Source organism: Streptomyces nojiriensis (assembly GCF_017639205.1).
GTDB lineage: Bacteria > Actinomycetota > Actinomycetes > Streptomycetales > Streptomycetaceae > Streptomyces > Streptomyces nojiriensis.
In genome coordinates, this window is sequence record NZ_CP071139.1 from 3,291,737 (window position 1) to 3,304,382 (window position 12,646).

The window sequence follows — 12,646 nt, forward strand, 5'->3', positions numbered from 1 at the left end:
GAGCCCACACAGCATGTCCAAGATCAAGCCGGCCAAGGGCTCCCCCTACGCCCGCATCCTCGGTGTCGGCGGCTACCGCCCGACCCGCGTGGTGCCCAACGAGGTCATCCTCGAGACCATCGACTCGTCCGACGAGTGGATCCGCTCCCGCTCCGGCATCGCGACCCGGCACTGGGCCTCGCCCCAGGAGACGGTCTCCGCGATGTCGGTGGAGGCCTCGGGGAAGGCACTGGCCGATGCCGGTGTCGCCCCGGAGCAGATCGGTGCCGTGATCGTCTCGACGGTCTCGCACTTCAAGCAGACCCCGGCCGTCGCGACCGAGATCGCGCACCGGATCGGCGCGGGCAAGCCCGCCGCCTTCGACATCTCCGCCGGCTGTGCCGGGTTCGGCTACGGCCTGACCCTGGCCAAGGGTCTGGTGGTGGAAGGTTCCGCCGAGTACGTCCTCGTCATCGGCGTGGAGCGGCTCTCGGACCTGACCGACCTGGAGGACCGCGCGACGGCCTTCCTGTTCGGTGACGGCGCCGGCGCCGTGGTCGTCGGCCCCTCGGACGAGCCGGCCATCGGCCCCACGGTGTGGGGTTCGGAGGGCGACAAGTCCGAGACGATCAAGCAGACCGTGCCGTGGGACGAGTACCTCGGCAAGGACGGCGGCGAGAAGTTTCCGGCCATCACCCAGGAGGGTCAGGCGGTCTTCCGCTGGGCCGTCTTCGAGATGGCCAAGGTGGCCCAGCAGGCGCTCGACGCGGCCGGGATCACCGCGGACGACCTGGACGTCTTCATTCCGCACCAGGCGAACATGCGGATCATCGATTCGATGGTGAAGACTCTGAAGCTGCCGGAGCACGTCACGGTCGCCCGTGACGTGGAGACCACCGGCAACACGTCGGCCGCCTCGATTCCGCTCGCTATGGAGCGGCTCCTGGCGACCGGAGCGGCGAAGAGCGGCGACACCGCGCTCGTCATCGGCTTCGGGGCGGGACTCGTCTACGCCGCGACGGTCGTTACCCTCCCCTAGGGCCGGGATCCGCATCCCGCCCTGTTTCACCCCAGTTAGCTAGAGAAGGAGCGCCACATGGCCGCCACGCAGGAAGAGATCGTCGAGGGTCTCGCGGAGATCGTCAACGAGATCGCCGGTATCCCCACCGAGGACGTCGCGATCGAGAAGTCCTTCACCGACGACCTGGACGTCGACTCGCTCTCCATGGTCGAGGTCGTCGTCGCCGCCGAAGAGCGCTTCGACGTCAAGATCCCGGACGAGGACGTCAAGAACCTCAAGACGGTCGGCGACGCCGCGGACTACATCCTGAAGCACCAGGCCTGAGCCTGACGAGCGTTTGTCGCCACCTGGCGGTGGCGCCGTGACAATTCAGCACCCCCTGAGACGTGGAGAAAGAATTCCTGTGAGCCCGACCAATCGCACCGTGGTCGTCACCGGTATCGGCGCAACCACTCCGCTGGGTGGCGACAGCGCTTCGACCTGGGAAGGTCTGCTTGCCGGCCGTTCCGGCGTCAAGCCCCTGGAGGGCGAGCGCTTCGCCGAACTCCCGGTACGCATCGCCGCTCGGGCCGCCGTCGACCCGAACGAGGTCCTGCCCCGGCCGCTGGCCCGCAAGCTGGACCGCTCGGCGCAGTTCGCCATCATCGCGGCCCGCGAGGCGTGGGCCGACGCCGGTTACACCACCCCGGCCGGCGAAGAGACGGAAACCGGCGCCTTCGTCGCGCCCCAGCGTCTGGGCACCGTGATCGCCTCCGGCATCGGCGGTGTCACCACCCTGCTCGACCAGTACGACGTCCTGAAGGACAAGGGTGTGCGCCGGGTCTCCCCGCACACCGTCCCCATGCTCATGCCGAACGGCCCGTCGGCCAACGTCGGCCTGGAGGTCAACGCCCAGGCGGGCGTGCACACTCCGGTCAGCGCCTGTGCGTCCGGTGCCGAGGCCATCGGCTACGCCGTCGAGATGATCCGTTCCGGCCGCGCCGACGTGGTCGTCGCGGGCGGCACCGAGGCGGCGATCCACCCGCTGCCGATCGCCGCGTTCGCCAACATGATGGCGATGTCCAAGAACAACGAGAACCCCGAGCAGGCCTCCCGTCCGTACGACAAGGCCCGTGACGGCTTCGTACTGGGCGAGGGCGCGGGCGTCGTCGTCCTGGAGTCCGCCGAGCACGCCGCCGCGCGCGGTGCCCGGGTCTACTGCGAGGTGCTGGGCCAGGGTCTGTCCGCGGACAGCCACCACATCGCGCAGCCCGAGCCGACCGGCCGCGGTGTCGCGGCCGCGGTGCAGAACCTGCTCGACAACACGGGTCTGGACCCGGCCGAGCTGGTCCACCTGAACGCGCACGCCACGTCGACCCCGCAGGGTGACACGGCCGAGCTGAAGGCCCTGCGCAAGGTCCTGGGCGACGACCTCGACCACATCGCGATCTCCGCGACCAAGTCGATGACGGGGCACCTGCTGGGCGGCGCGGGCGGTATCGAGACCGTCGCGACCGTGCTGGCGCTGTACCACCGGCTGGCCCCGCCGACGATCAACATCGACGACCTCGACGAGGACATCGACGCGGACATCGTCGTCGGCGAGCCGCGCAAGCTGCCGGCCGGCGGCCCGATCTCCGCGATCAACAACTCCTTCGGCTTCGGCGGCCACAACGTGACCCTGGCATTCCGCACGGTCTAGTACGTCCGAGCTACGCGAAAGGCCCACCCGGTGAATCCGGGTGGGCCTTCTCCGTGCCTCCTGCGTACCTGTCGGGGGCTCAGACCACCTGGTGGAGCCAGCGGACCGGGGCACCCTCGCCGGCGTAGCGGAAGGGCTCCAGTTCGTCGTCCCACGGCTTGCCGAGCAGCTTGGCGATCTCCGCCTCCAGGTCGGTCTCGCCGCGCGCGGACCGGGCGAGGGCGGCGCGCAGCCGGTCCTCCGGGATCAGGATGTCGCCGTGCATGCCGGTGACCGCGTGGAAGATGCCCAGCTCCGGGGTGGAGCTGTAGCGCTCGCCCTCGGCGTTCGGGCACGGTTCCGCGGTCACCTCGAAGCGCAGCAGGTGCCAGCCGCGCAGCGCGGAGGCGAGTTTCGAGGCGGTGCCCGCTTCGGCCTGCCAGGAGAACTCGGCTCTCCACGTGCCCGGGGAAGCGGGCTGTCTGATCCAGTCGAGGTTCACCCGCACCCCGAGCACGCCCGCAACAGCCCATTCCACGTGCGGGCAGAGCGCGCGCGGTGCGGAATGCACGTACAGAACTCCACGTGTCGTCACCGGGACCTCCAGTGTGGGACGAGGTCGGGAATAAACTCCAGAAAACGGACAGTATGTGACGTGATGTAATGTAACGGAAATTATTTGACATTGCGCTACGGGACCTGCGGCCGAAACGCCACGGGAAAAAGCTACCGTGCGCCAGGGGTCATGGTGTGACGTACGGTCGCTACAAGACCCGTAAACGCAGAGCTTTCACTCAGCAGGACCCCCCGAACGACGTGGGGACGACAAGGAGGGCCCCTTCCCATGCGCACCACCGCTCCGCGCCGCCGCGCGCGCCGGACGCTCGCGGGCGCGGGCGCGGCGGTCGTCCTGCTGGCCGGGGCGGGCACCGGCTGCAGCTCGGGCGGGCCGGGCGAGCAGGGCAGCGGCGAGCGCGGGGCGCAGGCCGCACCTCGCTGGAACACGGCACCCGCCTCGATCGCGGCCGTGGGCGACTCCATCACGCGTGGTTTCGACGCCTGTTCGGTCCTGGCCGACTGCCCGGAGGTTTCCTGGGCCACCGGGAACGACCCCGCGGTCCGCTCCCTCGCCGCCCGGCTGCTCGGGGACGCCGCGGCACCGGAACGCAGCTGGAACTACGCGGTGACCGGCTCGCGCATGGCGGACCTGCCGGGCCAGCTGGCCGGGGCCGCCGCGCACAAGCCCGACCTGGTCACGGTCATGGTGGGCTCGAACGACGCCTGCCGGCCGACGGCTTCGTCGATGACGCCGGTGGCGGAGTTCCGCTCCGGATTCGAGAAGGCCCTCGCGGATCTGCGGGCCGCGTCCCCCGCCTCCCAGGTGTACGTCTCGAGCGTGCCGGACCTGCAGCGGCTGTGGGAACAGGGCAAGGACCTCCCGATGGTCCGGCAGATCTGGAAGCTGGGGATCTGTCAGTCCATGCTGGCCGATCCGCTGTCGGCGGCCTCGGGGGCGACGGCCCGGCGCGAGCAGGTGCGGGCGCGGGTGGTGGAGTACAACGAGGTGCTGCGCGAGGTCTGCGGAAAGGATCCGCTGTGCCGCTACGACGGCGGCGCGGTGTTCCAGTACCCCTTCGCGGCGGATCAGTTGAGCCACTGGGACTGGTTCCATCCGGGCAAGGACGGGCAGGCGCGGCTCGCGGAACTGGCGCACCGCCAGGTGACGGCGGCCGACCCGCCGCGTTGACGCCCCGGTACGGGGCGGGTCCGGGGGCGGGAGTCAGGGCCCGCCCCCGGACCGGTTCTCAGGGGTGATTTCCGGCCATACGGCGTGTCACGCGAGGTCGAGCGTCGCGGTCAGCCGGGTGTCACCGTGCGAGTGGCTCGCGCGGACCTCGTAGGTCCCGCCGATCCGCCGCCAGCCGCGGGCCTGCTCGTCCCAGATCTCGAAGGCCCGGGCGGGCAGCGGGATCTCGGCCTCGACGCTCTCGCCGGGGCCCGCCGCGACGCCCGCGAAGGCGGCCAGCCAGCTCGCCGGGCGCTCCACCGTCGTGCTCCGCGCACCGTCGGACGCAGTGGCGACGGGGGCGAGGTAGACCTGGACGACCTCGCGGCCGGGGCGGGCGCCGGTGTTGGTGAGGCGGACCCGGACCGTGTCGGCGGTGAGCTCCAGGGAGTCGTACGTCCAGTCGGTGTAGCCGAGGCCGTGCCCGAAGGGGTAGGCGGGGGTCACCGCGTGGCGCTCGTAGGCCCGGTAGCCGATGAAGAGGCCCTCGCCGTACTCCAGGCGCCCCTCGGTCGGGACCACCTCGGTGACGGGCGCGTCCGCGAACCGCGCGGGCCAGGTGGTCGGCAGCCGCCCGCCCGGCTCCGCGTCGCCGAGGAGTACGTCGGCCAGTGCGGCCCCGCCCTCCTGCCCGGGGAACCAGGTCAGCAGCACGGCGGCCACGTCCTCGCGCCACGGGAGCTCCACCGGGGAGCCGGCGTTGACGACGACCACCGTGTTCGGGTTGACGGCGGCGACGGCGCGCACCAGGTCGTCCTGGCGGCCGGGGAGGGTGAGGTCCTGCCGGTCGAAGCCCTCGGACTCCACGCGCTCGGTGGTGGCGACGACCACGACGGCGGTGTCGGCCTGGCGCGCGGCGGCCACGGCCTCGGCGATCAGCTCGTCGGCGTCGCGCCGCGGGCCGAGGTGGAGCAGCGAGAACATGATCGCCCGGAGCGGCAGTGCGGACATGTCGGGGACCTGGAAGGTCAGGGACACCTCGACGGGCTCGCCCTCGGTGAGGGTGGCGCGGGCGCGCTCGTTGGGGGCGCCGAAGAAGGCCTCGAAGGGGTCGGCCTCGTTGCCCATCTCCTGGACGCCGCTCCACAGCCGCTCGCCGCCGACGGCCAGGGCGAAGGCGCCGAGTCCGCGGGTGCCGAAGGCGTGCTCGCCGCTCTCGCGGGGCACGAAGGTGCCGCGGACCTCGATGCTCGCCATGGTCTCGTACGTGGCCCCCGCGGGCAGGTCGTCGCCGATCCACTGGACCTGGCCGGAGGGCAGGGCCCCCTCGCCGAGGACGGTCCCGGCGGCGTCGCGGCAGACGGCATGGAGCTCGAAGCCCTGGCCTGCGGGGGTGAGCTCGTCGGAGGGGTCGGCGCCGATGCTGTAGGTGAGGGCACCCTCGGGGAGGGCGGCGGTGAGGCCGTCGAGCGGGGAGACGATCCGCTCGGGGAAGACGGTGGCACTGCCCCCGCCGAGGACGCGGGCGTCGCGGGCGGCGGCGCCGGCGAGGGCGACGGTGCGGCCCGCGGACCCGTCGAGCGGCAGCGCCCCCTCGTTGCGGACCAGGACGAAGCCGCGGGCGGCGAGCTCGCGGGCCAGCGCCTGGCCGTCGATCGGGGCCGGGGCGCTCTCCACGGCGGCGGGGGCGCCTTCCAGGGCGCCGACGCGGGCGGCGAGGCGCAGGACGTTGCGCACGGCCTCGTCCACGGCGGACCCGGGGACCTCGCCGGCGCGGACGGCCTCGGCGAGGGCGGGGCCGTAGACGGTGGTGGGGCCGGGCATGGCCACGTCCATGCCGCCCAGGATGTCGCCGGCGGTGGAGCGGGCGGCCATCCAGTCGGAGACGTTGCAGCCGTCGAAGCCCCATTCGGCGCGCAGGACCTCGTTCACGAGGTACTGGTGCTCGGTCATGGTCGTGCCGTTGACCTGGTTGTAGGCGGTCATGATGCCCCAGGGGTGGGCATTGGCGACGATGGCCTCGAAGGGCGCCAGGTACAGCTCGCGCAGCGGGCGCGGTGCGATGACGCTGTCGACGGTGAACCGGTCGGTCTCGGCGTCGTTGCCGACGAAGTGCTTGACGGTGGTGCCGACGCCGCCGTCCTGGACGCCGTTGACGTAGCCGGAGCCGACGGCGCCGGTGAGGTACGGGTCCTCGGAGTAGCACTCGAAGTGCCGGCCGCCGAGCGGGGAGCGGTGCAGGTTGACGGTGGGCGCGAGGAGGACGTGCACGCCCTTGCGGCGGGCCTCCTGGGCGAGGAGCCGGCCGGCGCGGCGGGCGAGCTCCGGGTCCCAGGCGGCGGCGAGCGCGGTCGGGGACGGCAGGGCGATGGACGGGTCGTCGGCGGTCCAGCGCACGCCGCGGACCCCGATGGGCCCGTCGGAGAAGACCAGGGACTCCAGCCCGATCGCGGGGACGGCGGGCAGGGACCACATGTCCTGGCCGGCCAGGAGCCGGGCCTTGGTGTCGAGGTCCAGTTTGCCCAGCGCCGCCTCGACGGCGTCGTTGCGCATCTGATCGCGGACCTGATCGGGGACCTGATCGGCATCGGTCACGGCCGTGCCTCCTCGTTGAGTGCGGTTGCTCGGTGCGGTGCCCCCATCGTGGACCTGTTACCTGTTGAACGGTAGGGTTCGTAATCTGTTCGTGATATTCGAATGCCGTACGGTCCTGTGGGCAGGGCACAGCGCGTGAACGGGAAGGGGTGCCGGGCCGATGGTCAGGGCGAGGAGCGAGGAACGCCGGGGGGAGATCGTCCGCGCGGCCGTCGAGGTGATCGCGGAGCGCGGCTACCGGGGCGCGTCCCTGGCCGCCGTCGCCGAACGCGTGGGCCTGACCCAGCAGGGGCTGCTGCACTACTTCCCGACCAAGGAGGCCCTGCTGGTCGCGGTGCTGGAGGAACGCGACCGCTGGGACACGGGCGGCGGCTCGCGCTCCGCCGCCGACACCTGGCGGCTGGACCTGCTGGACTCGCTGGTCGAGTACAACGCCATGCGCCCGGGCATCGTGCAGACCTTCTCGGCGCTGCTGGGCGAGAGCGTCACCGACGGGCACCCGGCCCGGGAGTTCTTCACCGAGCGCTACGCCCAGGTCCGCTCGGAGATGGCGGCGGTGCTGCGCGCCGAGTTCGGCGACCGCCTGCCCTCCGGCCTCACCCCCGAGCAGGTGGCCCCGCTGCTGACGGCGGTCATGGACGGCCTCCAGTACCAGTGGCTGCTGGCCCCGGAGTCCGTGGACATGCCCGCCGCCTTCCGTTCCTTCCTGACCCTGCTGCGGGGGCCGCAGGCCTGAGGGGCGTCTAGTCGACCTGGAGCTCGCCCATCCGGCTCCAGCCGGTCGCACCCTCGATGGTGGTGCTGACGATCTCGGGCGTACGGGTCACCATCGGCCGCATGGTCTCCAGCGCGGCGCTGAAGTGCTCGGAGGTGACGTGCGCTTCGGCGGCGTCGTCCTGGAAGGCCTCCACCAGCACGTAGGTGTTCGGCTCCTCCAGGCTGCGCGACCACTCGAACCACAGGTTCCCGGGTTCGGCGCGGGTGGCGCGGGTGAACGGCGCGACCTTGTCGGGCCACGCGTCGACGTATTCGGGCTTGACGGGGAATTTCACCACAATGAAGATCACACCGGCATTTTATGCAGGTTGATCCACACCGCGGGCGGACTTCCCCCTACCCCGGCCGGGTCAGGGGCGCAGGGCGGAGAGGTCCCGGGCGGCGAGTTCCGGGCGGGACGTCAGTACGGCGTGGACCGACTGAAGGATCGGCAGCGGCGCGTGGGCGGCGGCCAGGGCCACGTCCTTCGCGGCCAGGGCCACCGGGAAGTCCGAGGAGTCGGCGTACGCACGGGCCACCGCACCCGCCAGCGGCCCGCGGGCCAGCTGACCGCGGACCAGTTCCTCCGGCAGGCCCAGGGCTCCGCCCAGCCTCAGGGCCTCGGCCACCAGCGCCACCCCGCCGACCGCCGCGTTGATCAGGACCAGCTTCAGCCCGGCGCCCGAGCCGAGCGGACCGCACCGCGTGACCTCACCCAGGGCATCGAGGACCTCCCGCACCGGACCGGGCAGCGGGTCACCGCCCGCCAGCACCCACAACTCACCCGTGGCCGCCCGGTCCACACTGCCCATCACGGGCGCGTCGGTCAGCGTCACCCCCGCCGGCAGCCGCCCCGCGAGCTCCCGCACCGCGTCCGGCCCGACCGTCGAGGTGTCGATCCAGTGGACTCCGGGCCGCAGGGCGGGCAGCACGCCCTCCGCGACGGCCCGCAGGGCCGCCGGATCGGCCAGCATCGTGACGACGACGTCCGCCTCGCGCACCGCCGCGCCGGGCGTGGCGGCGACCACCGCGCCGGCCGCCTCCAGCGGCAGCGCATGCTCGGGCGTCCGGTTCCAGACCGTCAGCCCGTAGCCCCGGGCGAGCAGGTGACGGGCCATCGGGGCTCCCATACGGCCGAGGCCGAGGAACGCGATCTTCTGTGCTGTGTCCATGCCCGTGACGCTAGGCGGGGCCCATCCATGCGACAAGCGAATGTCTAGCATGGCTCCCATGCCCAGTTCGCACAGCTTGTACGAGGTCTTCCTGAGCGTGGCCCGCCTGGCCTCCTTCACCGCCGCCGCCCGCTCCCTCGGCTACACCCAGTCCGCGGTCTCCCGGCAGATCCAGACCCTGGAGGACGAATGGGGCACCCCGCTCTTCGACCGCCTCCCCCGCGGGGTCCGCCTGACCGAGGCCGGCCACCTCCTGCTCCCGCACGCCGAGGCCGTCGGCGAGCGGCTGCGCACCGCCCGCGCCGAACTCGACGCGCTGCGCACCCTCGGCGCCGGGCGGCTGCGGATCGGCGCCTTCTCCACCGCCGACGCCGCCCTGCTGCCCCGCGCGCTGGCCGCCTTCCGGGCCCGCCACCCCGCCGTGGCCGTCGCCCGCACCGAGGGCCCCTCCGCCCGGCACCTCGCCCTGCTCGCCGCCGGGGACCTCGACCTCGCCGTCGTCGCGGACACCTCCGCGGAGCCGCCCCGCGACTGCACCCCGCACCACCTGCTCGACGAGCGGATGTACGTGGCCCTGCCGGCCGGCCACCGGCTCGCCGGACGCGCCGTCGTACGGCTGGCCGAACTGGCCGACGAGGAGTGGATCGCGGCCGACACCCGGCCCGAGGAGACCCTCATGCACTCCGCGCTGGCCGGCGGCTTCCGCCCGCGCACCGGTTTCGTCGCCGCCGACTGGATCGCCAAGCAGGGCTTCGTCGCGGCCGGGCTCGGCGTCACCCTGATCCCGGCACTCGCCGCCTCCTCGGCCCGGGCCGACCTCGCGCTCGTCCCCCTGCACCCGGACGACACGCCGCGCCGCCGGGTCTACGCCGCCACCCCGCGCGGGATCGCCCCCTCCCCCGCCGCCCTCGCCTTCCTGGCCCTGCTGAAGGAGGTCGCGGCCGGGCTGGCATCCTGACCCGGTGAAGATCGCCGCAGCGCAGCTGACCTGCACCCCCGCCGATGTCCGGACCAACGTCGCGCGGGCCGCGGACCTCGCCGCGGCGGCCCGCGATCAGGGCGCCGAGCTGGTGGTGTTCCCCGAGCTCGCGCTCACCGGCTACGAGCTCGCCGCGCTGGCCGCCGACCCGGGCCTGTGGACGGCCGCCGACGACCCGCGGCTGGATCCGCTGCGCTCCGCCGGGATCGCCACCGCGGTGAACGTCGCCCTGCCCACCGGCGGCCCGCGCCCCGCGATCGCGACGCTGGTCCACGACGCGGACGGCGCGCACGTGACGACGTACGCGAAGCAGCACCTCTACCGGCACGAGCAGGAGGTCTTCGAACGCGGCCGGGACGACGGGCGCTTCGAACTCGGCGGGATCCGCTTCTGCCTGGGCATCTGCTTCGACAACCACTTCCCCCGACTGCCCGGCAGGGGCGCCGTCGACGGCTGCCGGGTCCACCTGGCGAGCTCCCTGTACGGGACGGGCGACGGGATCCACGAGCGCGCCACCGTGTACCCCGGGATCGCGCGCGAGCACGGCCTGTACGTGGTCCTCGCCAACCACGTCGGCCCGGCGGGCCCGTGGACCGGCTGCGGCCGCTCGGCCGTGTGGGCCCCGGGCGGCGCCCTGCTGGCCGAGGCGGACGACCGTACGCCCTCGGTGGTCACCGCCTCGGTGTGATGAGGTGGGCGCCATGAACGACTTCGAGACGATCACGGTGCCGGAACGCCTCCACGGCTACCCGGGGGTGGCCTTCGGCGGCTACGTGGCGGGCGTACTCGCCGCCCGGGCCGCCGCGAAGGACGTACGGGTGGACTTCCGGCGGCCCGTGCCGACCGGGGCTCCGGTGCGGCTCGCCGCGACCGCGGACGGCGGCTGCGAGCTGACGGACGGCGAGCTGCTGCTGGCCGCGGCGACGCCGGTCGGGGCGCCCGGTGCCCACTGCCCCGAAGCCCCGTCCTGGGACCTGGCCGCGGCCGCGGCCGAGGCCTTCCGGGCGGACCCGCCGGACGGTCAGCCCGACTGCTTCGGCTGCGGCCTGGACCGGACGCCCGCCACCGGGCTGCGCCTGCACTGCGGTGCGGTGCCGGGTCGCGAGCTGGTCGCCGCGGCCTGGACGCCCGCGCCCGAACTCGGCGGCGCGGACGGGCTGCTGCCGCCCGAGCTGGTGTGGGGCGCGCTGGACTGCCCCGGGAACGCGGCCGGGCGGCTGCTCGACGGCCGCGCGGCCGGTGCGGTCACCGCCGCGCTGGGCGCCCGGCTGCTGCGGCCGGTGCCGGTGGGCGAGGGGCTGATCTCCTACGCCTGGATGGTGTCGTCCTCGGGCCGCAAGTACACCGTGGGCACGGCGCTGGCCACGGCCGACGGCGAACCGTGCGCCGTCGCCGAGGCGCTGTGGGTGCAGCCGCGCACGTAGGCGCTCACGCGGTTTCGGCCAGCAGGTGCTTGCCGCCCCACGCCCCCAGGGGTTTCAGGGCCGCGTTCAGGTCCTGGCCCAGCGGGGTCAGGGAGTACTCGACGCGCGGCGGGACCTCCTCGTACACCTCGCGGTGCACGATGCCGTCGGTCTCCAGCTCGCGCAGCTGCGCGGCGAGCACCTTCTCCGAGATACCGGGGACGAGCCTGCGCAGTTCGCCGAACCGGCGCGGGCGCTGGTCCAGCTCCCACAGGAGCGACACCTTCCATTTGCCGTCGATCACGGACATCGCCGCGGCGATCCCGCAGTGATCCGCACCGGGCCTCCGTGCCACCGCCATCGCGCACCCTCCCCACCTGCTCGCTCACCTCGGGGTAACCACCCACTCCGAAGTGCGTACTTGAGCGCCCTGCCGCCTGCCAACAGGCTAAACGCCATGACCGACACCACAGCACACCGTTCCCTCACCCTCCTCGGCCTCGGCGACATGGGCACCGCCCTCGCCCGCACCTGGCTCGCCGCCGGGCACTCCCCGACCGTCTGGAACCGCACCCCCGCCAAGGCCGGGGCGCTGGCCGCCGAAGGGGCCTACGTCGCCGCGACCGCGGCCGACGCGGTCGCCGCGAACACGCTGGTCGTGGTCTGCCTGCTGGACGACGCCAGCGTCGGCGCCGCCCTGGACGGCATCGACCTGACCGGCAAGGACCTCGTCAACCTCACCACCGGCACCCCGGGCGAGGCGCGCGCCCGCGCCGCCTGGGCCGCGGAGCGCGGCGCCCGGTACCTGGACGGCGGGATCATGGCCACGCCGACGATGATCGGCGTCCCCGAGGCCGGCGGGTACGTCTTCTACAGCGGCTCGCGCGCGCTCTTCGACAGCAGCCGGGCACTCCTGGAGGTCCCGACCGGGTCCCGCTTCGTCGGCGAGGACCCCGGGCACGCGGCCCTGCACGACGTGGCGCTGCTCAGCGCGATGTGGGGGATGTTCGCCGGCATCTCGCAGGCCTACGCGCTGACCGAGGGCGAGGACATCGCCCCGAAGGACCTGGCCCCGCTGCTGTCCGAGTGGCTCGGCGCGATGGGCTTCTTCGTCGGCAACGCCGCCGAGCGGCTGACCTCGCGGGACTTCACCTCGGGGGTGGTGTCCAACCTGGCCATGCAGGTCGCGGGCAGCGGCACCATGCTGCGCACCGCCGAGGAGCAGGGCGTCAGCGCCGAGCTGATCACCCCGTACGTGGACCTGCTGCACCGGCGGCTGGCCGCCGATCCGGCCGCGCACGGCGGGGAGGACACGACGGGGGCCATCCTGCTGCTGAAGCGGTAGGCGGCTACCG

At 73.2% G+C, this 12,646-nt stretch carries 14 protein-coding genes; 9 read left to right on the forward strand and 5 right to left on the reverse strand.

Annotated elements, in window-relative coordinates; translation table 11 throughout:
• Positions 1 to 13 precede the first annotated feature (13 nt).
• The 3 genes from JYK04_RS15360 (at position 14) to JYK04_RS15370 (ending at position 2,681) form a co-directional block, all read left to right on the forward strand.
• A complete protein-coding gene (locus JYK04_RS15360) occupies positions 14 to 1,018 on the forward strand; it encodes a ketoacyl-ACP synthase III (protein ID WP_030009996.1) in 1,005 nt (334 codons plus the stop codon).
• Positions 1,019 to 1,075: 57 nt separating this feature from the next.
• Positions 1,076 to 1,324 (forward strand): acyl carrier protein, encoded by a 249-nt coding sequence (locus JYK04_RS15365; protein WP_030009997.1) that lies wholly within the window; start codon positions 1,076 to 1,078, stop codon positions 1,322 to 1,324.
• Positions 1,325 to 1,403: 79 nt separating this feature from the next.
• Positions 1,404 to 2,681 carry a beta-ketoacyl-[acyl-carrier-protein] synthase family protein gene (locus tag JYK04_RS15370; protein WP_189736722.1) on the forward strand — a complete coding sequence of 426 codons (1,278 nt, stop codon included), beginning with the start codon at positions 1,404 to 1,406 and terminating at the stop codon, positions 2,679 to 2,681.
• A gap of 79 nt (positions 2,682 to 2,760) precedes the next feature.
• Here the strand turns inward: JYK04_RS15370 and JYK04_RS15375 are convergent, their stop codons facing one another.
• Positions 2,761 to 3,255 carry a DUF3145 domain-containing protein gene (locus JYK04_RS15375; RefSeq protein WP_052875531.1) on the reverse strand — a complete coding sequence of 165 codons (495 nt, stop codon included), beginning with the start codon at positions 3,253 to 3,255 and terminating at the stop codon, positions 2,761 to 2,763.
• A gap of 249 nt (positions 3,256 to 3,504) precedes the next feature.
• On the opposite strand from JYK04_RS15375, the gene JYK04_RS15380 reads away from it, so the two are divergent.
• On the forward strand, positions 3,505 to 4,407 hold the full coding sequence (locus JYK04_RS15380; RefSeq protein ID WP_189736724.1) for an SGNH/GDSL hydrolase family protein: 903 nt from the start codon (positions 3,505 to 3,507) through the stop codon (positions 4,405 to 4,407).
• A gap of 87 nt (positions 4,408 to 4,494) precedes the next feature.
• Here the strand turns inward: JYK04_RS15380 and JYK04_RS15385 are convergent, their stop codons facing one another.
• Positions 4,495 to 6,939 carry a beta-glucosidase family protein gene (locus JYK04_RS15385; RefSeq protein ID WP_189737451.1) on the reverse strand — a complete coding sequence of 815 codons (2,445 nt, stop codon included), beginning with the start codon at positions 6,937 to 6,939 and terminating at the stop codon, positions 4,495 to 4,497.
• Between the two features lie 202 nt (positions 6,940 to 7,141).
• On the opposite strand from JYK04_RS15385, the gene JYK04_RS15390 reads away from it, so the two are divergent.
• The gene (locus JYK04_RS15390; protein ID WP_189736726.1) at positions 7,142 to 7,717 is read left to right on the forward strand and encodes a TetR/AcrR family transcriptional regulator; all 576 of its coding nucleotides are present in this window, start codon (positions 7,142 to 7,144) and stop codon (positions 7,715 to 7,717) included.
• A 7-nt stretch (positions 7,718 to 7,724) separates the two neighbouring features.
• Here JYK04_RS15390 and JYK04_RS15395 read toward each other — a convergent pair whose 3' ends face one another.
• Both JYK04_RS15395 and JYK04_RS15400 read right to left on the reverse strand, forming a co-directional pair.
• A complete protein-coding gene (locus JYK04_RS15395) occupies positions 7,725 to 8,048 on the reverse strand; it encodes a putative quinol monooxygenase (protein ID WP_031145911.1) in 324 nt (107 codons plus the stop codon).
• A gap of 60 nt (positions 8,049 to 8,108) precedes the next feature.
• Positions 8,109 to 8,909: an NAD(P)-dependent oxidoreductase gene (locus tag JYK04_RS15400; RefSeq protein WP_189736728.1), complete on the reverse strand. Its 801-nt coding sequence runs from the start codon at positions 8,907 to 8,909 to the stop codon at positions 8,109 to 8,111.
• A gap of 49 nt (positions 8,910 to 8,958) precedes the next feature.
• Here JYK04_RS15400 and JYK04_RS15405 point away from each other — a divergent pair, with 49 nt between their 5' ends.
• Genes JYK04_RS15405 through JYK04_RS15415 form a run of 3 tightly spaced genes read left to right on the forward strand, consistent with a single transcriptional unit; the run spans position 8,959 to position 11,312 of the window.
• The gene (locus JYK04_RS15405; protein ID WP_189736729.1) at positions 8,959 to 9,867 is read left to right on the forward strand and encodes a LysR family transcriptional regulator; all 909 of its coding nucleotides are present in this window, start codon (positions 8,959 to 8,961) and stop codon (positions 9,865 to 9,867) included.
• A gap of 4 nt (positions 9,868 to 9,871) precedes the next feature.
• Positions 9,872 to 10,576 (forward strand): carbon-nitrogen hydrolase family protein, encoded by a 705-nt coding sequence (locus JYK04_RS15410; RefSeq protein ID WP_189736731.1) that lies wholly within the window; start codon positions 9,872 to 9,874, stop codon positions 10,574 to 10,576.
• 13 nt (positions 10,577 to 10,589) lie between these two features.
• Positions 10,590 to 11,312, forward strand: coding sequence for a PaaI family thioesterase (locus JYK04_RS15415; protein WP_189736733.1), 723 nt, complete (start codon positions 10,590 to 10,592; stop codon positions 11,310 to 11,312).
• A gap of 4 nt (positions 11,313 to 11,316) precedes the next feature.
• On the opposite strand, the gene JYK04_RS15420 is transcribed toward JYK04_RS15415, so the two are convergent.
• Positions 11,317 to 11,601: a winged helix-turn-helix transcriptional regulator gene (locus JYK04_RS15420; RefSeq protein WP_229875210.1), complete on the reverse strand. Its 285-nt coding sequence runs from the start codon at positions 11,599 to 11,601 to the stop codon at positions 11,317 to 11,319.
• 147 nt (positions 11,602 to 11,748) lie between these two features.
• On the opposite strand from JYK04_RS15420, the gene JYK04_RS15425 reads away from it, so the two are divergent.
• A complete protein-coding gene (locus JYK04_RS15425; protein WP_189736737.1) occupies positions 11,749 to 12,636 on the forward strand; it encodes an NAD(P)-dependent oxidoreductase in 888 nt (295 codons plus the stop codon).
• The last annotated feature ends 10 nt before the right edge of the window (positions 12,637 to 12,646 follow it).